Here is a 22,592-nt window from a genome sequence, read left to right as displayed (position 1 = left end):
CGCCAAACAGAAACCGCTGCTTAAATAACTACTTTTTTACGGTAAAGCTCCTATCTATATCCGAAACCTCATAGGCCTATGGTTGGCTTTTACGTAGCTTTGTACACGTCCGCACCTTCCGCGCCCGATGAATCTGGCCATCTTTTTTGATCCGCTCCGCGAAGAGCTGATTTCTGCTTCGTCTGCCACTACCACTACGCTAGCTGCGTACGTTTCACCTTTTCTGGATACGTTTCCGGACTGGCGCGCAGCTGACCTGGCCCTTATTGGCCTTGATGAGTGGCGGGGTAGCGCCGCCGGAGCCCCTGTTACGCATGGTGCCGATGCAGTGCGGAGCCATTTCTATCAGCTTCAGAAAGGCACCGGATCAATTCGGCTGGTAGACCTAGGCAATCTGCGCCCCGGCCTTACCCTCGAAGACACGTACCATCGCCTCCGCGAGATTATTGCGGCCCTGTTAGAGCATAACACGGTTCCTGTTCTGCTGGGTGGTTCTCATGACCTAGACTACGGTCAGTTCCTGGCCTATGAAACGCTGGACCGAGCCGTAAGCTTTGCCACCGTAGATGCCCGCGTAGATATGGGGGAGCAGGATGGCATGCCGGCGGAGAAAAACCACTTGCGCCGAATGCTGATGCATGAGCCCAGTTTCCTGTTCAACTTCGCTCAACTGGCTCACCAACAATATCTCGTGGCGCCCGATGTGCTGGCCGCCTTGGAGAAGCTGCACTTTGAAACCCTGCGCGTAGGCCAGGTGCGCGACGACATCCGGCAGGCGGAGCCCCTGCTGCGACAGGCCGACTTCGTGAGTTTCGACGTGGCAGCCCTGCGCTGGAATGATGCTCCTGGTTACTACCCACCCAACCCATTTGGGCTGACCAACGAGGAAGCAGCCAAGCTGGCCTGGTACGCCGGCCACAACGACCAGCTCAGCTCTTTTGGCCTCTACGGGTACCGCCCCGACCACGACCATCATGGCCTCGCGGCCATGGCGCTGGCTACCATGCTGTGGTATTTTGTGGAAGGGTACTACCACCGCCGGGGCGAAACCGATTTCCAAAGCAAGCGTTTCATCCGGTACGCCGTAGGCCTGCCGGGCACTCCCGCCAAGCTGGTTTTTTACAAAGGCAAGCGCACCGAAAAGTGGTGGCTGGAGGTAGAAAGCCTGGCCGACAGCGACATTAAACGCATTGTGCCATGCAGCTACCAAGACTACCTACGTGCTGCCCAAGGTGACCTACCCAACCGCTGGATTCTTACGCAGGCCCTATTGGGGTAAACGCGTATTCTCAGTTAGCAGGGAGTGATGCCAGATGGAGAATACCTGATTTGCTTTCCGCATGAGCCTGCCCCCCGCTAACCAACCTCTGGCATCATCACTTCCCACATACAGCCGCGCCCAGCTGGCTCTACGCAACGGCCAAGACCGCGACGAAGTATGGGTGGCCTACCAAGGACTTATTTATGATGTTACCCGCTCCCGGCTCTGGAAGCGTGGCAACCATTATGAGCATTGGGCCGGCCAAGACTTAACCAAAGAACTAGATCAAGACGCCCCGCATACCCCGCACGTCTTCGATAAGTTCACAGTTATTGGCCGACTGGCCTAGCCTGCATCCCTTCCAGCCTAAAACATATACTTGCCCCTCTACCACCTTTCCGCTCATGAGCACCACCGAAACTCCTTCCCTCTTCAATAATCTGGAATCCCTCTCCACGCAGGAACTGCTGGTGGGCATGAACAGCGTAGATCAGACCGTACCCCAGGCAGTTGCCAAAGCATTACCGCAAATTGAGGCTTTGGTAGATGCTACGGTGGCCCGGCTGGGTAGTGGCGGCCGGCTGTTCTACATTGGCGCTGGCACCAGCGGGCGGCTTGGCATTCTGGATGCCTCAGAGTGCCCGCCCACGTTTGGAGTACCTCACGGGGTGGTTATTGGCCTGATTGCCGGTGGCGACACCGCCATTCGGAAAGCAGTAGAAAACGCCGAAGATGACGCCGAAAAGGCCTGGCAGGACTTGCTGGCCTATGACATCACGAACCAGGACATTGTAGTGGGCATTGCAGCCTCAGGGCGTACCCCTTACGTGATAGGTGGCCTAGAGCAGGCCCGCCGGCACGGCTTAGCTACAGGCTGCATTGTGTGCAACGCAGGCTCAGCAGTAGCCGCCGTCGCCGAGTATCCGGTAGAGGTAGTAACGGGCCCTGAGTTTGTCACGGGCAGCACTCGCCTGAAAGCAGGCACAGCGCAAAAGCTGGTGCTGAATATGATCACTACCGCCACCTTTATTCGGTTGGGCCGCGTGCGGGGCAATAAGATGGTAGATATGCAGCTCTCCAACGCTAAGCTGGTTGACCGGGGTGAGCGAATGCTGATGGATGAACTGCAGATTTCTCAGCCTGAAGCGGCTGAATTGCTACGGCAGCACGGCTCAGTGCGGGCGGCTCTGGTAGCCCGGCAGTAAGGCTGTGAGTAGCAGAGGCCGGTAGAGCTGCTTTATCAGGGTTTAGGAAACCTGGCTGGTTTATCCTGAGTTTAGGGCTAAGAGTGGTTGCTTTGACAACTGCTTGCTTCACCATGGCACAAGCAGAAGCGTGTGCTTTATTCCCTTATAGCCAGCTTACGCCTATGCATACCATTGAGCCGCACTACGCCTGGATGGAGCAGTACTCGGCCTCCGAAGACCCCCGTTCTCCCTTATTCGAGGCTGAAAACAGTCTCGACAGCTACGTGAATACCATCTACGGGTATTACATCCATCCGCAGTGGGACAGCCTGGATTCTGATACGCTGTTCCTGAAAATTCTCTTCGTCGACTACGAGCTGGGCATCGCCATTATCGAGTTCATTGGAGAATGGAATGATGCCATAGAGAACGACATCATGCACCTCAAGCGCAACATTGTGGATATGATGACGCACGAGGGCATTCGTAAATTCATTCTGATTGGGGAGAATGTCTTCAATTTTCACGGTTCCGAAGACGACTACTACGAAGAGTGGTTTGAGGATGTGGAAGACGGCTGGATTGCCGCCATCAACTTCCAGGAGCATGTAACCCGGGAAATGCGCCAATACAACCTCGACAGCTACATCAACTTTGGCGGGCAGCTCGATGACTTACCCTGGCGAACCTACGCCCCTCGCAAGCTATTTACTATAGTTGATGGCTTACTCCAACGCCGGTTGGGGTAACGCTTGCTATTGCTATGTAGCCAGACATAAAAAAAGGCTTCCCGTTGCCGGGAAGCCTTTTTTTGCGTCCTAGACGCGCTCTAATTACTGAGCAGGAGTCGTAGCAGGAGCAGTAGTGGTAGCAGGAGCGTCGGTAGCGTCAGCAGCATCCTCCATTTTGTCGGCGGTAGCGTCAGCTGAGTCACGAACCATGTCAGCCTTCTCTTCCATAGCGTCAGCCTTAGCTTCGCCAGCATTTTCTACGTTGTCAGCAGCCTGCTCGGTAGCATCTTCTTTCTTGCTGTCGCAAGCGGTGAACGAGAACGAAGCGGCAGCCAGAGCGAGGAACAGTACTTTTTTCATGATGGGGGGTTGTTTGAAAATGGAATGTCTGATTAAAAAGACTTCACTGCAATCAGGAGAGAGTACCAGTGAAATTCGGGTCTTTATACTCAGCCCTGCGAAAGGTAACCCGGCAGTAGGAAAACTTTTTTTACATCCTTTTTCAACGCAAAAGTGGCCCAGCGCCTTCCCTGGGGAGGTGCTAGGCCACTTTGCTTAAAGCCAACAGAAATTATTTCTTCCGGAAGACGATACCAATAGGAGTACCCTCAAAACCGAAGTTCTCGCGTAAGCGATTCTCCAGATAGCGGGTATAGCTTTCCTTCACGTACTGGGGTAGGTTGCAGAAGAACGCAAACACCGGGTTGTGGGTGGGCAGCTGGGTTACGTACTTAATGCGCACCATTTTGCCCTTCGTGATGGGTGGCGGATATTTTTCAATCTCCCGCAGCATTACCTCGTTCAGTTCTGAGGTAGGTACTTTCTTGCGCTTGTTGTTGTACACTTCAATGGCCGTTTCAATGGCTTTGTGTACGCGCTGCTTCGTGAGTACCGACGTGAAAATGACCGGAGGATAAGCAATGGGCGCAATCTTCTCCATGATCTTCGCCTCGAACTCCTTGGCCGTGTTGGTTTCCTTGTTCTCAATCAGGTCCCACTTGTTCACCAGAATCACGATGCCCTTCCGGTTTTTGTCGGCTAGGCCTATAATGTTCACGTCCTGGGCTTCAATGCCGCGGGTAGCGTCTAGCATCACCACGCACACATCAGACTCTTCCAGTGCCCGAATGGAGCGCAACACCGAGTAGAACTCTACATCCTCGTGCACCTTGGTTTTCCGGCGAAGACCAGCAGTATCTACCAAGATAAACTCGTTGCCGAAGGCATTGTAACGGGCCTGAATAGAGTCGCGGGTGGTGCCGGCAATATCCGTCACAATGCTGCGGTCAGTGCCCAGCAGCAGGTTCACGAACGAGGACTTTCCTACGTTCGGGCGGCCTACTACAGCAATTTTTGGGATACCCGCATCGGGCTCTTCCACGCCTTCTTCCTCAAAGTGCGCTACTACCGCATCAAGCAAGTCGCCGGTACCAGAACCGCTCTGGCTGCTGATTGGGTATATTTCGCCGTCGCCCACACCTAAGGTATAGAACTCGCCGGCGGCGTGAATCCGGGCGTTGGTATCGGCCTTGTTAGCTACAATATAAATAGGCTTCTTACCCTGGTAACGGCGCAGCACGTCGGCAAATTCTTCATCCAGGTGATGAACGCCCGCATCCACGTCTACCATAAACAGCACCACGTCGGCCTCATCAATAGCCAGCTTCACCTGCTTATTGATTTCGCCTTCAAAAATATCTTCCGAGTTGTGTACGTACCCACCCGTATCAATTACAGTGTAGTACTTGCCGGTCCACTCGCCGTAGCCGTAGTGCCGGTCGCGGGTTACGCCCGACTCGTTATCCATGATGGCTTTGCGCTGGCCTACGAGGCGGTTAAATAGCGTAGACTTGCCCACGTTGGGGCGGCCTACAATGGCAATGGTATTTTTCATGTGTCTGACTCCAGCCGCCGGCCCGACCAGTTTCGGCAGTGCCCGGAGTAGTTAAGTGAGTGTGAGGTCGGAAATGGGTGAAGCTGTGAAACGTGAACTGCTAGTTAAGTGGCCTAGCAGGTACTGCCGAACCACTCATTCACCTTTCACAATTTCGCTATTGATTATAGCCGAAGCGGCTCAGGGCTTTCGGGTCGGTACGCCAGTTTTCGTTGACCTTCACGTGGATTTCGAGAAATACTTTTTTCTGAAAGAACTTCTCCATTTCCTCGCGGGCCCAGGTCCCTACTTTCTTTAAAGCGGCGCCTTGCTGCCCAATAATGATACCCTTCTGGCTGGCCCGCTCAACATAAATGATGGAGCGCATCCGGATGATATCTTCATCCTCTTTAAACTCCTCAATTTCTACCTCACAGCTGTAAGGCACCTCTTTTTTGTAGAGCTTAAAGATTTTCTCCCGAATCATTTCAGCGGCAAAAAACCGCTCTGGCTTATCGGTTAGCTCATCCTTTGGGTAATACGGTGGGTGCACGGGCAGGTATCCCAGAATCAGATCCAGCAGCTCGCCGGTACCAAACTTCTCTAGGGCCGAAATTGGCAGAACCCGCGTGGCATTAGGCAAATGCTCACGCCAGTACTCCACCTTGGCTTCTACTTCGGCCTGATCGGCCTGGTCAATTTTATTGACGAGCAGCAGAATAGGTGTATCCACCATTTTGCGCAGACGCTCTACCACCGGCTCCTCATCATGCTTCTCGTAGATATCCGTTACGAACAGAATCACATCAGCATCTTCCAACGATGAGTACACGAACGACATCATGGCGTTGTGCAGCTCATACTTGGGTTGAATAATGCCGGGCGTGTCGGAGTAAACGAGTTGGAAATCATCACCGTTCAGGATGCCTAGAATGCGGTGGCGCGTGGTCTGGGCCTTGCTGGTTACGATGCTGAGCCGCTCGCCCATCAGGGCGTTCATAAGCGTAGACTTGCCCACATTGGGCTTGCCGATAATGCTCACAAAGCCAGCGCGGTGCGGAGTTGGTTCGGTATTCACTTCAGAATCTGAAAATTGGCCTGCAAAGGTACGACTTTCCGGCGGCTAGGCCACCTGTGCTCTAAACATCCGTGAAGGCAAGATTGTCTGTAACTCAAATTGAGAGAAGAAGAAAGTCATCTCGCAATTTCTGATTCGTTGGCGACCTTTGCACTTCCGTAGAGCAACCAGTCTGCGTTCTGCTACGTTCCCGACGGCTCGCCTCAGTACCACTCACGGCGTTACAGTATTCTATGCCCACTACTCCTTCTTCTACTAAAGGGCGCATTGGCGTCCTGCTCGTGAACCTTGGTACCCCCGACTCGCCCCAGACGGGGGATGTGCGCCGCTACCTCAATGAATTCCTGACGGATGCCCGCGTGATTGATATGCCGGCCGCCGTGCGTTACCCGCTATTTCGGGGTCTGGTAGTACCCTTGCGGGCCCCTAAATCAGCCAAAATCTATCAGCAGCTCTGGACGGAACGCGGCTCCCCGCTGCTCTATCACGGCCTTGATCTGCAGAAGCTGGTGCAGGAAATGCTAGGCCCAGACTACCTCGTAGCGTTTGGTATGCGCTACCAGAAACCCAGCATTGAGAGTGCGCTACTGCAACTGCGCGATGCGGCCGTAGACCGTATCATTGTGCTGCCCTTGTTCCCGCAGTATGCCGCCGCCAGCACGGGCTCAGTGCAGGAGAAAGTAATGGAGATTGTGCGTAAGTGGTGGGTGGTTCCCAGCATCAGCTTCATTAGCACCTTCGTGGATGTACCCGGTTTCACGGGCACCTTCGCCACCTTGGGCAAAGAGGAAATGGCGAAACATACCTACGACCACGTAGTATTCAGCTACCACGGTATTCCGGAGCGCCACGTGCTAAAGGGTAGCCACAAGGGATACTGCAAACTGGCCAACTGCTGCAACAGCTACAATAAAAACAACCGCTACTGCTACCGGGCCCAGTGCTTTGAAACGTCACGCTTATTGGGGGCAGCACTAGGCCTCTCCCCCGAGCAGTATACCACTACCTTCCAGAGCCGCCTGCAAAGCCGCCTCCGCGACCCATGGCTGCAGCCTTATACCGACGAGGTAATTAAGGAGTTCCCCGCGAAAGGCATCAAAAATGTGCTGGCCTTCTCCCCCGCGTTTGTAGCCGACTGCCTCGAGACGACCATTGAGGTAGGCGAAGAGTTCAAGGAAATATTTGAGGAGGCCGGTGGTGAGCATTGGCAGCTTGTGCCTTCTCTCAACTCGCACCCGCAGTGGGTAGCCACGGTGGCCGAGATGATTCGGGAGAACTAAGCTCTCCTATAAAGCACAAACAAAGGGGCCCGCAACACTTATGCTGCGGGCCCCTTTGTTTGTGCTTTATTCATTCAGTTGCTGGCCGCGGCGCCTAAACGCATCCGATGATGCTGGCCTACGGCTTTGATAGAAGGTTTGCTCATCATAGCCCGGCTGGTCATAGAACCGCTGAACCGGTGCGGCTGGCAGGGGTAAATTCAGGGCCCTGAGCATCGCCTCTTCATAGGCCCGGGTTACCTGGATTTCATTATATGGCGGGTACTGCAGCACGGTTTCGCTGTTGAGCGAGGGCACAAATACACTGTCGCTTTCCTCATCAATGGCCGCCACCCCAATGGGTAGCAGAATGTGCCGGTCATATTTGCTGATCTTCAAGTCAGCGGAAAGCTCCACATCCAGATAACGGACTTTGAGGGCTTCTACTTCTACAATGAGTTCATACACATCACCGAAGGGTTTCCCGTCGCCCCCACGTACGGTCCAGCCGCGCACATCCGGGCTGTTATCGGCAACCTCAAACTCAGCCAGATCACGCAGACGTTGTAGGTGCATGCCTTCGCTTGAAGGAATAGATTCAGAGGTATTTTCCATTGCTACAATGCGTGAGGTGAATAATGCTTAGCGTGCCGGCTGGCTTATCTCCCCTACTATATCGGCGGCCCGGCGTAAAAACTCCTGCACCTGCTGCTGCTCTTGCGGACTGGTGGTTCTGCCGGTTAGCTCGTTGGCCCGGCCTACCAGCTCATTTGCTTTTGTTTCCAGCGCCGGATAGCCTTTTTGCTGCATGGCCTTTATAAGGTTAGCAGCGGCTACATAGCCCGGCCGTAAGCTGGTGCCCTGCTCCTGTAAGCGGCTGGTAGCACTGGTAAGGTCGTCGCGCTTTTCGCTTACGGTGGCGTCGCGTAAATCGTCGCGGTCGGCGAGGGTACGCAAAGTGGCCATGAGCATCTCTAGGCCACGTCTGCCATAAGTAGGGGTAGTAGCATCAGAAGCGGCGAAGGCAGCCAGTTCTTCAGGGGAGCCCCCCGGCTCTTCCGTGGCCATTTCTGCTACGGCCGGATCGTTGGTAGGCCTAGGCGCCGTTTCGGCACCCGTGGTGGAGTCAGCCGCCGGCTCAAGGCTAGGTACCGCAGGCGCAGTGGTTGGCTGATCACTATCGGCTCTGAAAGCATAGTACCCCACGGCCGCCAGGCCTAGCAATACGAGCAGAACAAGGAGCCACGGGCTAGGAGAAGACTTTTTTCGTTGAATATTGATATCGGCCATGAGAGCGGGTAAAAGAAGTTGGACAATGATACGGATGCCAACTCGATTACGATACGCGCTCCGTTGGTTAGGCCACGCGCAGTACGTACCCTCGTATTGCTTCTACTCACAATGAAGTTTTAGATTCTCAGCTCACGCACGCACCTATGTCAAAACACAACCGCCCCCATTAGTGCTACCTAATAGGGGCGGTGGTAGTAAAAGCATGGCCTTTCTCAGATTTTTAGGGGTTCCTTCCGGTACATTTTCGCCAGCTGCTCTACGGCGTAATCTACTTCCTCGGCAGTGTTGTACTTGCTCATGGAGAACCGGATGGCGCCCCGGTTCTGATCAGCTCCCAGCGCATGCAGCACGTGCGAGCCGGCATTGGCGCCGCTTGTACAGGCAGATCCGCCCGAGACCGATACCCGGTTGATATCAAGGTTGAAGAGCAGCATCTCGTTCATGTCGGAGGGCGGCAGGCTCACATTCAGCACTGTGTATAAGCTATGGTCGGCCTCCGCGGAGGTACCATTGAAGGCAACACCATCTATCTCAGCCCGCAGCTTCTGAATAAACCGGTCTTTCAATCCCTGAATGTGGTGCTGATGCTCTGCCATGCCCCGGCAAGCAATTTCCAGGGCTTTGGCCAAGCCTACTATGCCATACACGTTTTCGGTACCCGCCCGCTGGTTGCGCTCCTGCGAGCCGCCATGAATCAGGGAATCAACCAGCACCCCCGACCGCCGGTAGAGAAAGCCCACTCCCTTTGGGCCATGAAACTTGTGCGCCGAGCCCACCAGGAAATCAGTTTTTATTTTCTGCACATCCAGCTGGTAATGGCCCATCGTCTGCACCGTATCGGTATGGAACACCGCGTTGTGCCGCTGGCAGACTTCCCCAATGGTCTGGATGTCATTCAGATTTCCAATCTCATTGTTGGCGTGCATCAAGCTCACAAATGTGCGGCCCTGATGGCTAGCTAATAGGTCTTCGAGGTGCCCTAGGTCTAGGCGGCCTTGCTCATCATGCCGCACGTAGCTAAGTTGAATATCACCGGCTTTTTCCAGCGCTTGCAGCGTGTGCAAAACCGCGTGGTGCTCTAGCGGTGAGGTGATAGCATGACGTAGGCCTAGTGTACGAATGCTACCGAAAGCCGCATAATTATCGGCTTCAGTGCCGCAAGAGGTGAATACAATCTCCGCGGGCGCTGCATTAATCAAGTGCGCAATAGTCTTTCGAGCATTCTCAATTGCCGCCCGCACCTGTCGGCCATGCCCATGTATACTGCTAGGGTTACCAAAATGGTCACGCATAAAAGGCAGCATGGCGTCCAGCACCTCCGGATCCAGGGGAGTAGTGGCGGCATTATCGAAATACACAGTCATGGGCAAAACGGCTAAGCGGAAGGGAATAGGCAGAAAGGTTTACAAAAATAAAGGATTCCAGCGGGGTAGCCGGAATCCTTTATTTCGATAGTTGACTGTAGTTGGTCAAATAATTACGAGATGTGCAACAGCCGCAATTATTTGTTAACCCTCTTTTGCCGAAAAAGCCCTAAAGGACTTATTGGTTGATAATTTCTTTTATATCACCAATAATTTTATTGGCCAGGTGGTCAGCAGTGGCGTTAGAATCTGATTCTGCGTAAATACGGATAATAGGCTCCGTGTTCGACTTACGCAGGTGTACCCACTCTTTATCAAACTCGATTTTTACGCCATCAATTGTGTTGATGGGCTGCTTGGCGTAGCGCTTCTGCATTTGCACCAATACTTCATCGGTATTGATTTCGGGCGTCAGCTCAATCTTATTCTTAGAAATGAAGTAGTTGGGATACGTTGCCCGCAGGCGCGTCATGGTTAGCCCAGTAGCTGCCAGGTGACTCAGGAACAAGGCAATACCCACCAATGAGTCACGGCCATAGTGCAGTTCCGGATAAATGATACCGCCGTTTCCTTCGCCCCCAATCACAGCGTTGGTGTCCTTCATTTTGTTCACCACATTCACCTCGCCCACGGCAGCAGCAGCGTAGCTTCCGCCGTGCTTCTCCGTTACATCGCGCAGGGCACGGGTGCTGCTTAAGTTGCTCACCGTATTGCCACCGCCATTCTGCTGCAGAACGTAGTCAGACACGGCTACCAGGGTGTACTCCTCCCCGAACATAGTGCCGTCCTCATTTACCAGCGCCAAGCGGTCAACGTCGGGGTCAACTACAATCCCCACATCGAAGCCGCCTTTGGCCAGAATGCGGGAAATATCACGCAGGTTCTCGGGTAACGGCTCGGGATTGTGCGCAAAATCTCCGGTGGGCTCACAATACAGCTTCTCAATTACCTCTACCCCTAATGCTTCTAGCAGCATAGGTACAGCAAAGCCACCCGTTGAATTCACCGCATCAACTACCACCCGAAAATTGCGGGCCTTAATTGCCTCCTTATTTACTAAGGGTAATTGCAGAATAGCGCTAATATGCTCCTGCAAGAATGTATCGTCAGTGGTATAGTGGCCTAGCTTGGTAACGGGGGCAAAATCAAATGCCTCAGAGTCACCAAGCGCAAGCACCAGCTTGCCATCCTCATCAGATATGAACTCGCCCTTGCTGTTAAGCAGTTTCAGAGCATTCCACTGCTTTGGGTTGTGCGAAGCCGTTAAAATAATACCGCCGCCCGCCTGCTTCGCGGGAACTGCCATTTCAACCGTAGGGGTGGTGCTTAGCCCCAAATCTATCACATGAATGCCCAAGCCTTGCAGCGTGGCGGAAACCAACCGGCTAACCATGTCGCCAGATAGGCGAGCATCCCGACCAATGACAATCGTATTATTATCGGTTTGATTTAGAACCCACGTTCCGAATGCCGCGGCATATTTCACCACGTCAATGGGCGTTAAGCCATCACCGGCCACACCGCCAATGGTTCCTCGGATACCCGAAATTGATTTTATTAATGCCACAGTTCTTATCTATTTAGGAATGCGCAAAAGTAGGCAATGCCCCCTGCTTTCCCTACGAAAGTTCTGCTAGGCCGGGCTGCCCATACCCAGTACCAGAGCGCTAGGGGTGATGGTAAGCTGGAGGACTGGATTTAGTGTAAGCTTGATAAAATGTATATTTGGCTTAATGGAATACACTAATGCCACTCGACGGGCGGAGCAGCTAGCCGCCTTTGGTCGCCTTCTCGATGTGCTTGACCGTTTACGGGCGGAGTGCCCCTGGGATCGGAAACAGACGCTACAAAGCCTGCGCCACCTCACCATTGAAGAAACCTATGAGCTGGGCGATGCTATTCTGCGTAATGATTTGCCAGACCTTAAAAAGGAGTTAGGCGACGTAATGCTCCATCTGACTTTTTACGCCAAGATTGCCAGTGAACAAGGCGCATTTGATATTGCTGATGTCTTAAATGCCCAGTGTGAAAAGCTTATTTTTCGGCACCCGCACATTTACGGAAATACCCAAGCCGAAACAGAAGAAGACGTTAAACGTAACTGGGAGCAGCTGAAACTCCAGGAAAAAGGAAACACATCTGTACTAGGGGGCGTACCTGTGTCGTTACCCGCTCTCGTAAAGGCGATGCGTATACAGGAAAAAGCCCGGGGGGCAGGCTTTGATTGGGAAAAATCTGAGCAGGTGTGGGCCAAAGTGCAGGAGGAATTAACCGAATTCTCTGAAGAATTTGCTCAATCTGATCCTGCAACTATCAATCAGGAGCGGGCCACTGCTGAATTTGGAGACTTAATTTTTTCTCTGATAAATTTTGCCCGCCATGCCGGCATTAACCCGGAAGAGGCGCTGGAACGTACCAATCGAAAATTCATCCAAAGGTTTCAATACCTTGAAACTGAATCTACTCGTGATGGCCACAGTCTAAAAGACTTAACTCTTGCGCAGATGGATCGTTACTGGGAGCAAGCCAAAAAATTGGCAATTACTCCACCTGAGGATACCGCAATAAAATAGCCTTTTTTCGGGCTATGGAGCGTTTAAAAGCTTCTAAAGCCATTTTTCATTTGGCGGCACACATGTTTTTACTTAGGTTTGCCAAGGCTAGCCCTACTTTTGGAACAGGCCCCGCACACGAGCAGACCCATGTTTTAAGACCTTTTTTGGTCGAGCGTGAGGGTGAGCGGGGCTTCACTGTCTGTAGGCTTGTCAGACCAATTGTTCACTTTTTCACAGTCAACTTCAACCTTTCACCAACAACCCACTAATTCTCCGGAACAATGGAACAAAAGAATGCCATGAACAAGCCCGCGGCTCGGCCCGCCGCTGCTGCTGCGCCGCAAGGTGAAGCCAAGGGTGGTGGTTCGTCCCTATTTGCCGTACTCGCCATCATTTTGGCTTTTGTAGTAAGTGTAGTCGTTTTCATTTTCGTACTAGGTGACGGTAGCCACTTCCAAGGCGGCAACCACGACAACAACCCTCTGCCCGGTGACTACTTTGGTGTAGTATACAAAGGTGGTCCGGTAGTACCCGTACTGATTACCATGTTCCTGTGCGTAATCATCTTCTCTATTGAGCGTGCTTTGACCCTGGGCCGTGCAAAAGGCAGCAAGAGCATTGAAGCGTTCGTACGTACCATCCGTCAGAAACTGAACGTGAATGACATCACGGGTGCTATTGCCGCCTGCGATCAGCAGAAAGGTTCGGTAGCTAACGTAGTAAAAGCTGGTCTGGTGAAATACCAGGAGATGGCTCGTGAGCGTCACATGGAGAAAGACCAGAAAGTACTGGCTATCCAGAAGGAAATCGAAGAATCGACGGCTCTGGAGCTGCCAATGCTGGAGAAAAACCTGGTTATCATCTCTACCCTGGCTTCTATCGCTACGCTGGTAGGTCTGATTGGTACGGTACTGGGTATGATCAAGGCCTTCTCGGCTCTGGCACAAGGTGGTGCTCCTGACGCAGTAGGTCTGGCTAACGGTATCTCGGAAGCCCTTATCAACACTGCTCTGGGTATCAGCACCTCGGCTCTGGCTATTGTTGCTTACAATTTCTTCACTAGCAAGATTGACGAGCTGACCTATAGCATTGACGAGGCTGGCTTCAGCATCATCCAGACCTTCTCGGCCCAGCACGGCGCGACTGAACACAACACCACTGTGTAATTACTTAGTGCAGCAGTGCACTAATACACAGGTTCATTCGTTTCCGAATTAAGCCACTTAACTACACCAGCAATGCCCAAAGTAAAGCCTCATAGAACGTCACCGTCGTTGGATATGACTCCGATGGTAGACTTGGCCTTCCTGCTGGTGACCTTCTTCATGCTCACCACGAAATTTGCCCCGGAAGAGGCGGTAGTGGTGGACACGCCTTCCTCAACATCAGAAATTCGTTTGCCCGAGTCGCACGTAATCACCATTGCGGTTGACAAAGACAAGCGGGTATTCTTCGGAATGGATGATGATGAGATTAAGGCTGATTTGCTCAAGCAGGTTGGAGCCAAATACGGGGTAAGCTTTACCGCTCCCCAGGTTCAAGCCTTCCGAGGCGTAGCTTCTAGCTTCGGCACTCCCATCGAAAAGCTGCCCGCTCTCCTCAACCTGGATAGCGAACAGCGTAAGTCGGTCAAGCAGGAAGGTATTCCTTCCGATTCGCTTAATAACCAGCTTATCGAATGGATTGTCACCGCACAGTCGCTTAGCCGTAAGCAATTTGGTAAGCCCGCTTATATCGCCATTAAAGGTGATGGTAATGCGGACGTACCAACTGTGAAGAAAGTCATCAGCCTGATGCAGGACAAGAACATTAACCGGTTCAACCTAATTACCGACCTCGAAACCAAACCGGTGGCCGGTAACTAACCCGCACAGACATGGCAGAAATCCAACAACAAGCCTCCGGTGGCGGAAAAGGTGGAAAGAAGCGGGCCAAGAAAATGTCGACCAAAATCGACATGACTCCCATGGTGGACTTGGCCTTTCTGCTCCTCACCTTTTTCATGCTCACCACTACGTTCAGCAAGCCTACCGTAATGCAGGTAACCATGCCTGTGAAGGAAAAGGAGCCGAACAAAGACCCAACAGTACTAAAAGCATCTGATGCTTTTACGGTTCTTCTGGGTGAGAACAACAAGATCTACTATTACGAAGGCTTACTGGATGCTACCACGAAGCCAGAGTTGAAGTTGAGCAGCTACGATGCCAATGGTATTCGTAAAACGTTGCTAGACCGTCGGCGGGCTAACCCCGGTACTGTGGTACTGATTAAGCCCGACGACAACTCGAACTACAAGAATATGGTCGACATCCTCGACGAAATGAACATTACCGACCAAAAGAAATATGCGTTGGTTGACATTTCGAAAGCGGATCAAGATCTGATTAAAAACTCAGGGTTATGATGGACAACACGCAGTTGGCCAAGGCTTCCCTCGACGACATCGTCTTCGAAGGTCGCAATAAGGCCTATGGAGCCTACGTAATCCGGCGGGTGTATGGTAAGCACGTAACCCGTGCAGTTCTTCTTGCGGTTGCTTTCTTTGCTTTAATGATTGCGTTCCCACTTGTGGCGCGCATGATGAAGAAAGAGGAAGTAGTAGTAGACGACAAGATGCTGAAGGTGAACGAGCTTATGGAAGCACCTCCGTTGGATGCTACAAAGCCCCCACCCCCACCACCGCCGCCACCAGACGCGCCACCACCGCCGCCGCCCAAACTCACCACTGTAAAGTTTACTCCTCCCGTTGTGAAGAAGGACGAGGAAGTGAAAAAGGTGGAAGAGATTCCTGACCAGGAAGATCTGAAAGAGAAAACGGTAGCTACAGTGACCGTGAAGGGCAACACCGATAACCCAGCTGACTTGGCTGGTTTGGAACCCGGTGAAGGCACTAAGGCGGTAGAAGAAGTAGTTGAAAGCAAGCCTTACACCTACGTAGAGCAGATGCCGGTTTTCCCCGGTGGCACGGAAGCCCTGTTGGCTTACATTGGTAAGAACATCAAGTATCCTGCAATGGCTCTTCGCAACCAGGTTGAAGGTCGCGTGTTCATCAAGTTCGTGGTAGGTGCCGATGGCTCCGTTACGAACGCTGAAGTTCAAAAAGGTATTGGTGCTGGCTGCGACGAAGAGTCGCTCCGCGTTATCAAAAACCTTCCGAAGTTCACGCCAGGTAAGCAGAACGGTCGTGCAGTACCAGTTTACTACACCGTACCAGTAACGTTTGCTATCAAATAATTTCTGGTTACAGTCAGAAATAAATTAGTCCCCGAATCGAGCGGCTGCTTGGTTCGGGGATTTTTTGTATAAAAAATAGTCGGCTGACATACTATATAGTAAACTATACTCGTTCAATCATTGAAAGCCAGCGGGTAGCCGTATAGACATTGCAGGGGGTTCTGGCTTGGGGAATTGCATAGGCCATTGTTCACTTTATCTATATAGCCATGACCAACACCACGCACACCCCACTCCTCTCCCTCGACGACATTGTCTTTGAAGGGCGCAACAAAGCGTATGGCGCTTATGTACTACGCCGTATTTATGGCCGCCACTTATACACGGCCGTGCTGTTGGCCACTGCGCTCACAGCGTTGCTCATTGCCTTCCCCATTCTGATTCAGCACTTCTGGCCTAGCAAAACTGTTTCTCCGGGTATCATTGAATTACCGCCGCCCATTATTGAGCTGCAGGACATTACTTTACCCAAAGACAAGGTAGCCCCTCAACCAGCGGCACGGCCAAGAACAGTAGTAGTGCGCCCCCCGGCAGAAACGGTACCTACCGTTGTGCCCGACGCGCTTGCCAAGCCTCCTATTGAAAAACCCCAAAGTACGGTTGATGTGGAGGGCCCTGTAGTTGTAGGTCCAGTAGCTACTGATGGTACTGGCCTAGGGAATGTATCTAATGTGGGCTCTGGTAAAGATACCTTTGCAACTCCAACTGCTCCTGCCGAAGTAAAGCCCTTTATCCATGTTGAGGAAATGCCCGATTTTGTAGGAGGTCAGGCTGCCTTAGCTAAATACTTACAACGGCATTTACGGTACCCTGCTTCAGCTCTGCGCTCCAGCATTTCGGGCCGGGTGTTTGTTGCCTTTACGGTCAATTCAGACGGAACCATCAAAGACGTAGAAATTCTGAAAGGCTTAGGCTACGGCACTGATGAAGAGGCCACCCGAGTTATCAGTGCAATGCCGGCTTGGAAGCCTGGTCGCCAGAACAACCGGGCAGTTCCAGTGCGCTACACCTTGCCTATTACTTTCCGCTATGAATAAAGCGGAAAGTAGCATTCCGTCAAGCCATCAGAAATAGTCTCATTGAGTAGTATCACAAAGGCAGTTCAGCGACGTGTGATTCCGCGGAATCACACGTCGCTGAACTGCCTTTGTGATACTATTTTTATAAAATCTACGTTGGCGTAAATCCTTATTCGAACAAATAAGCCAATAAATTATGTTTGTTGAATATCATCCTGTTTACCTTGCTTCCTAGTATGCTTGATCTCACACCTACAGAAGAGCGCTTGGGCACCAGCTCAAAACAGCGCTTTACGCATTACTTCATGCTGGTAATGGCCATCATTTATATGGGCCTAGGCATTTTCTTATGGACGGAAGCGGCTAGTGTGATTACCATCTCTACTGGTAAACGCCAGTTGCTCGGAGCCATCTTTGTGATTTACGGAATCATTAGATTTGCTCGCACTTATCAGCAACACTTCAAAAAACGCCATGACGATGCACGCTAACTTCCGTAATGCCGGTGCTATGTTAGCGCTGAGCGGGCTACTGGCAGCTTGCAACGGCGGTGGATCCTCTTCTACCACCTCGGCCACCGATACTCCTACCAGCGGGTCGATACGGGTAGGGGTGGATGAGACGTTTGAGCCTATTCTGAAATCCCAGGTCGATACGTTTCAAAAGCTATATCCCGGCGCGCATATTCAAGCGGTATACAAGCCCGAGCAGCAGGTGATTCAGTCGTTTCTGGCTGATAGTACGAGGTTGGCGGTGGTATCACGTGACCTTACTGCCCAGGAGAAAGGGGTGCTTGAGAGACTCCAGCTTTCACCTCGCACCATAAAAATTGGGGTTGATGGTGTGGCCATCATTGTACATCCCAGTAACCCTGATTCGCTCTTAACGGTAGCGCAACTGAGGGGCATATTTACGGGCCAGCAGCAGCAGTGGGCTCAGGTGAGCAGCAAAAACAAGCTTGGCCCTATTACTATTGTCTTTGACAATAACAACTCCAGCACCGCACGTTTTGTGCAAGACTCCGTAACGCGTGGTGCAGCCCTGACTAAAGCAGCTTTTGCTTCGAAATCGAACCCAGCGCTCATAGATTACGTTGCTACTCATCCAAACGCTATTGGCGTCATTGGTGTCAACTGGATCAGTGACCGGGATGATGCTTCCGTGCAGAAATTTTTGAATCGAGTACGCGTTGTGGGTGTGAGCTCTAAACCAACCGGCTCCACTCCCGACGACTACGTGCAGCCTTACCAGGCCTACTTAGCCCAGAAGACTTATCCGTTGCGCCGAGAGCTTTATGTTATCAGCCGAGAGGCTCGCGCAGGACTTGGCACCGGTTTTGCATCCTTTATTGCTGGTAACAAAGGACAACTCATAATGCTGAAATCAGGCTTAATGCCTGCCACTGGCCAAGTGAGACTTATTGAAGTTAAATCTCAATAGCCTTTTTACCCCTTTCCGTTCCACACGCTTTTTCACTAATCCTCTTGCTCATGAACTTCAAGCCCTGGAAGCTAACGCTCCTCGCTGCCTTGTCTGTTTCCGGCTCTGCCGCACTCGCTCAGAATACCTCAAGTGTCCAACGGGCTTTTGATTTGGAGCGTTACGGTGAGGCCCGCTCTACGCTGCTTAAGCAAGGTGGCTCAACAGAGTCGAACTTTGAGTTAGGTCGTCTGTACCAGTTGCGTGACATGCCTGACTCGGCAGCCTACTACTTCAACCGTATTTCGCTGAATCAGAAAGACCCTGTTACGCTGATAGCAGCTGGCCGTGCAGCCTTGGCCAAAGGCAAAACTGCTGAAGCCGAAATTCAGTTTGACAGCGCTGTAAAGGCCTCTAAAGGCAAAGATGCCAAGGTCTATACAATGATTGCACAGGCCTACGCTGAGTCTGATATCAAGGATATCACAAAGGCTCTCACGTACGTAGATGCTGCGCAGAAACTCAACAAGGGAAAAGATGACCCCACGCTAATGATTGCTCGTGGCGACATCTATCTCAAGACTGAGCAAGGTGGCGGCGAGGCAATGAACAGCTACGAACGTGCCACTATGGCAGATCCTAACAACGTGAAAGCGTACGTTCGGAAAGGCCAGCTCAATATGCGCGCCCGGACTTACAACGAGGCCAAAACTAACCTCGACAAGGCTATCAGCATAGATCCTAACTATGCTCCTGCTTATAACGCTCTGGCTGAGACCTACTACTTTGCTGGTCGTTACGACGATGCGTTGGCACAGTTCCAGAAGTTTACCTCGTTGGCGGAGAAGTCTACGAACACGGATGCCAAGTACGCGTCGTTCCTGTACCTGACCAAGAAGTACCCCGAGGCCTTGACTGAAATCAACAAGGTTTTAGCCGCCAACCCCAACGATTTGACCATGAATCGTTTGAAGGCTTACTCGTTGTATGAGCAGGGCCAGAACGAGGAGGCACTAGCCGCCATGCAGAAGTACATGCAGATTGCTAACGCCAGCAATAAAGTAATCACCGAAGACAACGTGTACTACGGTAAGATGCTTATTAAGAGCGGTAAGACAACTGAAGGTGCTGCCATCATTAAGAAGGCTATTGATGCTGATCCGAAGAAAGCTTCTGAGCTGCAGAATGAGCTTGCCCAAGCTTACATTGCAGCCAAAGATTACCCCAATGCCATTGCAACCTACCGTGCTCGTATGAAAGCGAACGATGGTGGTGAGCTAACGGATAAGGTATACCTAGCCCGCGCTTACGAGCTCAACGACCAGTATGCACAGGCAGATAGCCTTTATGGCATGGTTCTCACGGAGCGTCCCACGTACGTTCCTGGCTACCAGATGCGTGCTCGTGCTAATGCCAACCTCGATAAAGACTCTAAGCAAGGGCTGGCTAAGCCTTACTACGAGAAATACATTGAAGTGGCCTCTGGTGCCGATGCTGCCAAGTATAAGACTGGCCTGATCGAAGCTAACAAGTACTTGGGTTCTTATTACCTGTTCACTAAGAACGACAAAGCCGCCTCATTGCCCTACTGGCAGCAGGTGCTTGTGCTTGACCCCGCTGATCAGCAAGCCAAAACAGCTGTGAGCGAAATCAACAAGCCAGCTACCAAAGCTCCGGCTAAGCGTAAGTAATTCGCTTTCTTATAGAAAAGCCCCGCCATTAGTTTATGGCGGGGCTTTTTTGTGTTTACCCAACTCTAAGCTATTACTTGGTAAGTGGCCTAGCTTACCTGCTGTTATCTAGTATACTGCTCCCAGGCTGCCAACAGAGCTTCAAAATCAGCTGGTAGCTCAACCTCGAATTGCAGCTGCTGGTGAGTTGTAGGGTGCACAAAGCCCAATGATTTAGCATGAAGCGCCTGGCGAGGCATCATCTCAAGAGCTTTCTCCGCAAACGCTTTATATGCGCCAGTACGTTGGCCATATACCACCTTATCTCCCCCATAGGTAGCATCACCAAACAGCGGGTGGCCTATGTGCTTCATATGAGCTCTTATTTGATGCGTACGCCCTGTTTCCAGGTTACACTGCAGCAAAGCTGCGGTACCAAATGACTGTAATACCCGGTAATGAGTCACGGCATGCTTCCCCTGCTCACCGTCAGGATATACGGCCTGCACTTTACGGTCTTTCATACTGCGCCCGATGTGCCCTCTGATGGTGCCTACTGCCTCTTTGGGCACTCCCCATACCAGCGCTAAGTATGTGCGCTCAATAGTGTGATGAAAGAACTGCTGGGAGAGGTGAGTCATGGCCCACTCCGTTTTGCCGACTACCAGCAACCCCGAGGTGTCCTTATCAATGCGGTGCACTAGGCCAGGTCGGATTTCCCCATTACGCCCCGTAGGTAAGTTCTGCAGATGGTAGGCCAGTCCGTTCACAAGGGTGCCCTGCCAGTTCCCGAAAGCCGGGTGCACTACCAAGCCAGCAGGCTTATTCACCAGCAGCAGTTCATCATCCTCATAGCGGATATCGAGCTGCATAGGCTCGGGCACCACTTTGAACTCACGCGGGGGCTCCGGTAGCGTAATGGTGATAACATCGAGGGGCTTTACCCGATAGTTGGATTTAACCACCCGATCATTCACCTGCACCGCCTCTGCCCGAATAGCATTCTGAATGCGGTTACGAGAAGTATTTGCTAGCCGGTTAAGCAGAAACTTATCTAGGCGTAAGAGCTCCTGCCCCTTATCAGCCCGAATACGGTGATGCTCATACAGTTCGTCTCCTCCCTCCTCTTCTTCATCGAGGTCAGGAGCTGAAAGGGGGTGCGTGTGCTCTTCGCTATAATCGGGCTCCGGCGTCATAGAATGTAGGTAATCATGAGGTCTTCTATAAACAAGAACAGCCGAGGCGTAGGCCTCGGCTGTTCTCATTAAAGGCATTACTGCCTATTTTTTGCTCTTCGTTTTAGTTTTGGTAGGTGCTGCTGGAGTTGCAGCAGTAGTAGCTGCTGGAGTAGTCACCTTGGGGGCTGCCTGGGCTGCGCCGGGCGTAATGCCCATTTTCTTCAGGATCAGGTCAGACACATCACCCTCCTTAGGACCATGCAGTAGCACAGGGCTAGCCCCATCAGAGTTCAGGATGTAAGTAAAGCCATTCTCTTCGGCTACAGCATCAATGTTCTTTTGCAGCTTATCCAGGGCGGGCTTAAGCAAAGCCTGCTGCTTCTGCTGCAACGAGTTTTCAGCGTTCTGCTGAAACTCTTGAATTGACTGCTGCATGTTTTGCAGTTCACGCTCCTTATCTGTGCGCACCACGTCGGTCATGGTTGCAGCACCCTTCTGGTAGGCCTCTCCTTTTGTACGGAACTCAGCAGCCTTGGCATCGAGCTGGTTTTTCAGCTGCGTGCTATAATCTTTCAGTTGAGACTCGATCTGCTTGCTCTCGGGCATCTGGCTTAATACGTACTCAACGCTGGTGTAGCCAATTTTCAGCGGTGCGGCCGTTTGAGCCATAGAAGCCGTAGCCGTAGTGAAAGTAAGAGCGGCAACAGCCAGTGCAACGCGGAATTTGTTCATGATGGTCATTAAAAGAAAAGGTCAGAGAGTAAGAGGGTACAAAGTTATTTTTTTCGGCTAGCCGGCCGCGGAGTAGTACGGGCTGGCGTTTTAGCTTTGGCAGGAGCATCTTCGGCTACTGTCTCATCGGCGCCAGCGGGAGCCTGAGGAGTAGTTACCGTGTTAACCGCTCCTTTTTGCGCCGCCTGGTTACGCTCGGGTGAGGCTAGACCTAGCTCCTCCAGTACAAACTCCGTGTAATCATGCGCCGGATTTGTGTATAGCATTGTTAGGTCACCGGACTTATCGAACACTACAGCCAGCTGCTTTTTCTTAGCCACTTTCTCAATGGCTTCAAATACCTGGTCCTGCACTGGTTTTGTCAGCTCCTGCCGCTTTTTGAAGAGTTGCCCTTCAAAGCCGAATATCTTGTTCTGGTAAGCTTTAATGTCCTGCTCCTTCTTCAAGATTTCGTCCTGACGCTTCTTCTTCATCGGCTCAGTCAGAACGACTTCTTCGGCCTGATAATTCCGGTAAAGCTTATCAAGATCTTTTTTTTGACTCTCAATGTCTTTTTGCCAGTTGGCCGAGAGCGTATTTAGCTCCTGTTGAGCCTGTCCGTACGCCGGCATTTTACCCATTATAAATTCAGAATCAACATATCCGAACTTCTGGGCCTGCGCCACCGGAGCCATTACACATAGCAGCAAGGCTGCCATCATCCACGTCAGTAACTTACGCATTGAGTATGAAGGATAGG

The 22,592-nt window shown here is 51.9% G+C and carries 24 protein-coding genes; 14 read left to right on the top strand and 10 right to left on the bottom strand.

Annotated elements, in window-relative coordinates; all coding sequences use genetic code 11:
• Positions 1-127: 127 nt before the first annotated feature.
• The 4 genes from HMJ29_RS09525 (at position 128) to HMJ29_RS09510 (ending at position 3,197) form a co-directional block, all read left to right on the top strand.
• The gene (locus tag HMJ29_RS09525) at positions 128-1,279 is read left to right on the top strand and encodes a formimidoylglutamase (RefSeq protein ID WP_171591260.1); all 1,152 of its coding nucleotides are present in this window, start codon (positions 128-130) and stop codon (positions 1,277-1,279) included.
• Between the two features lie 61 nt (positions 1,280-1,340).
• Positions 1,341-1,610, top strand: coding sequence for a cytochrome b5 domain-containing protein (locus HMJ29_RS09520; RefSeq protein WP_171591259.1), 270 nt, complete (start codon positions 1,341-1,343; stop codon positions 1,608-1,610).
• Between the two features lie 55 nt (positions 1,611-1,665).
• Positions 1,666-2,466, top strand: a complete 801-nt coding sequence (murQ, locus tag HMJ29_RS09515) for an N-acetylmuramic acid 6-phosphate etherase (RefSeq protein ID WP_171591258.1) — start codon at positions 1,666-1,668, stop codon at positions 2,464-2,466.
• A 164-nt stretch (positions 2,467-2,630) separates the two neighbouring features.
• Positions 2,631-3,197, top strand: coding sequence for a hypothetical protein (locus HMJ29_RS09510; protein WP_171591257.1), 567 nt, complete (start codon positions 2,631-2,633; stop codon positions 3,195-3,197).
• A gap of 84 nt (positions 3,198-3,281) precedes the next feature.
• On the opposite strand, the gene HMJ29_RS09505 is transcribed toward HMJ29_RS09510, so the two are convergent.
• The 3 genes from HMJ29_RS09505 to era form a co-directional block, all read right to left on the bottom strand.
• Positions 3,282-3,539, bottom strand: a complete 258-nt coding sequence (locus HMJ29_RS09505; protein WP_171591256.1) for a hypothetical protein — start codon at positions 3,537-3,539, stop codon at positions 3,282-3,284.
• Positions 3,540-3,750: 211 nt separating this feature from the next.
• Positions 3,751-5,073 carry a ribosome biogenesis GTPase Der gene (gene der, locus HMJ29_RS09500; RefSeq protein ID WP_171591255.1) on the bottom strand — a complete coding sequence of 441 codons (1,323 nt, stop codon included), beginning with the start codon at positions 5,071-5,073 and terminating at the stop codon, positions 3,751-3,753.
• A gap of 157 nt (positions 5,074-5,230) precedes the next feature.
• Positions 5,231-6,130 carry a GTPase Era gene (era, locus tag HMJ29_RS09495; protein ID WP_171591254.1) on the bottom strand — a complete coding sequence of 300 codons (900 nt, stop codon included), beginning with the start codon at positions 6,128-6,130 and terminating at the stop codon, positions 5,231-5,233.
• Between the two features lie 233 nt (positions 6,131-6,363).
• Here era and hemH point away from each other — a divergent pair, with 233 nt between their 5' ends.
• Complete coding sequence (hemH, locus tag HMJ29_RS09490; RefSeq protein ID WP_171591253.1) at positions 6,364-7,410, top strand: ferrochelatase; 1,047 nt, start codon at positions 6,364-6,366, stop codon at positions 7,408-7,410.
• Between the two features lie 66 nt (positions 7,411-7,476).
• Here hemH and HMJ29_RS09485 read toward each other — a convergent pair whose 3' ends face one another.
• The 4 genes from HMJ29_RS09485 to glmM form a co-directional block, all read right to left on the bottom strand.
• The gene (locus HMJ29_RS09485; RefSeq protein WP_171591252.1) at positions 7,477-7,965 is read right to left on the bottom strand and encodes a PRC-barrel domain-containing protein; all 489 of its coding nucleotides are present in this window, start codon (positions 7,963-7,965) and stop codon (positions 7,477-7,479) included.
• A gap of 66 nt (positions 7,966-8,031) precedes the next feature.
• Complete coding sequence (locus HMJ29_RS09480; RefSeq protein ID WP_171591251.1) at positions 8,032-8,679, bottom strand: hypothetical protein; 648 nt, start codon at positions 8,677-8,679, stop codon at positions 8,032-8,034.
• 215 nt (positions 8,680-8,894) lie between these two features.
• The gene (locus HMJ29_RS09475; protein WP_171591250.1) at positions 8,895-10,046 is read right to left on the bottom strand and encodes a cysteine desulfurase family protein; all 1,152 of its coding nucleotides are present in this window, start codon (positions 10,044-10,046) and stop codon (positions 8,895-8,897) included.
• Positions 10,047-10,224: 178 nt separating this feature from the next.
• Positions 10,225-11,613, bottom strand: a complete 1,389-nt coding sequence (gene glmM / locus HMJ29_RS09470; protein ID WP_171591249.1) for a phosphoglucosamine mutase — start codon at positions 11,611-11,613, stop codon at positions 10,225-10,227.
• Positions 11,614-11,779: 166 nt separating this feature from the next.
• Here glmM and mazG point away from each other — a divergent pair, with 166 nt between their 5' ends.
• The 9 genes from mazG to HMJ29_RS09425 all read left to right on the top strand — a co-directional run bounded on the left by mazG (position 11,780) and on the right by HMJ29_RS09425 (position 19,964).
• Entirely contained in the window at positions 11,780-12,619 is an 840-nt protein-coding gene (gene mazG / locus HMJ29_RS09465; protein ID WP_171591248.1) for a nucleoside triphosphate pyrophosphohydrolase, read from the top strand.
• Between the two features lie 281 nt (positions 12,620-12,900).
• On the top strand, positions 12,901-13,767 hold the full coding sequence (locus HMJ29_RS09460; RefSeq protein ID WP_171593297.1) for a MotA/TolQ/ExbB proton channel family protein: 867 nt from the start codon (positions 12,901-12,903) through the stop codon (positions 13,765-13,767).
• Positions 13,768-13,881: 114 nt separating this feature from the next.
• A complete protein-coding gene (locus tag HMJ29_RS09455; RefSeq protein WP_244678945.1) occupies positions 13,882-14,466 on the top strand; it encodes an ExbD/TolR family protein in 585 nt (194 codons plus the stop codon).
• An 11-nt stretch (positions 14,467-14,477) separates the two neighbouring features.
• Positions 14,478-15,005 (top strand): ExbD/TolR family protein, encoded by a 528-nt coding sequence (locus HMJ29_RS09450; protein WP_171591246.1) that lies wholly within the window; start codon positions 14,478-14,480, stop codon positions 15,003-15,005.
• Complete coding sequence (locus tag HMJ29_RS09445) at positions 15,002-15,835, top strand: energy transducer TonB (protein ID WP_244678944.1); 834 nt, start codon at positions 15,002-15,004, stop codon at positions 15,833-15,835. Before HMJ29_RS09450 ends, HMJ29_RS09445 begins: the two co-directional genes overlap by 4 nt.
• A gap of 209 nt (positions 15,836-16,044) precedes the next feature.
• Positions 16,045-16,872 (top strand): energy transducer TonB, encoded by an 828-nt coding sequence (locus HMJ29_RS09440; RefSeq protein WP_171591245.1) that lies wholly within the window; start codon positions 16,045-16,047, stop codon positions 16,870-16,872.
• A gap of 218 nt (positions 16,873-17,090) precedes the next feature.
• Entirely contained in the window at positions 17,091-17,345 is a 255-nt protein-coding gene (locus HMJ29_RS09435) for a hypothetical protein (protein WP_171591244.1), read from the top strand.
• A complete protein-coding gene (locus tag HMJ29_RS09430; RefSeq protein ID WP_171591243.1) occupies positions 17,329-18,294 on the top strand; it encodes a PstS family phosphate ABC transporter substrate-binding protein in 966 nt (321 codons plus the stop codon). The genes HMJ29_RS09435 and HMJ29_RS09430 overlap by 17 nt, the downstream gene beginning before the upstream one ends.
• 50 nt (positions 18,295-18,344) lie before the next feature.
• Positions 18,345-19,964: a tetratricopeptide repeat protein gene (locus tag HMJ29_RS09425; protein WP_171591242.1), complete on the top strand. Its 1,620-nt coding sequence runs from the start codon at positions 18,345-18,347 to the stop codon at positions 19,962-19,964.
• Positions 19,965-20,068: 104 nt separating this feature from the next.
• On the opposite strand, the gene HMJ29_RS09420 is transcribed toward HMJ29_RS09425, so the two are convergent.
• The 3 genes from HMJ29_RS09420 to HMJ29_RS09410 form a co-directional block, all read right to left on the bottom strand.
• On the bottom strand, positions 20,069-21,139 hold the full coding sequence (locus HMJ29_RS09420; protein ID WP_171591241.1) for an RluA family pseudouridine synthase: 1,071 nt from the start codon (positions 21,137-21,139) through the stop codon (positions 20,069-20,071).
• Between the two features lie 84 nt (positions 21,140-21,223).
• A complete protein-coding gene (locus HMJ29_RS09415) occupies positions 21,224-21,853 on the bottom strand; it encodes an OmpH/Skp family outer membrane protein (RefSeq protein ID WP_253805672.1) in 630 nt (209 codons plus the stop codon).
• Between the two features lie 44 nt (positions 21,854-21,897).
• Positions 21,898-22,575, bottom strand: coding sequence for an OmpH/Skp family outer membrane protein (locus HMJ29_RS09410; protein ID WP_171591239.1), 678 nt, complete (start codon positions 22,573-22,575; stop codon positions 21,898-21,900).
• Between the last annotated feature and the right edge of the window lie 17 nt (positions 22,576-22,592).

The organism is Hymenobacter taeanensis, from assembly GCF_013137895.1.
GTDB classification, from domain to species: domain Bacteria; phylum Bacteroidota; class Bacteroidia; order Cytophagales; family Hymenobacteraceae; genus Hymenobacter; species Hymenobacter taeanensis.
This window is presented reverse-complemented; position numbering and strand designations above follow the sequence as displayed.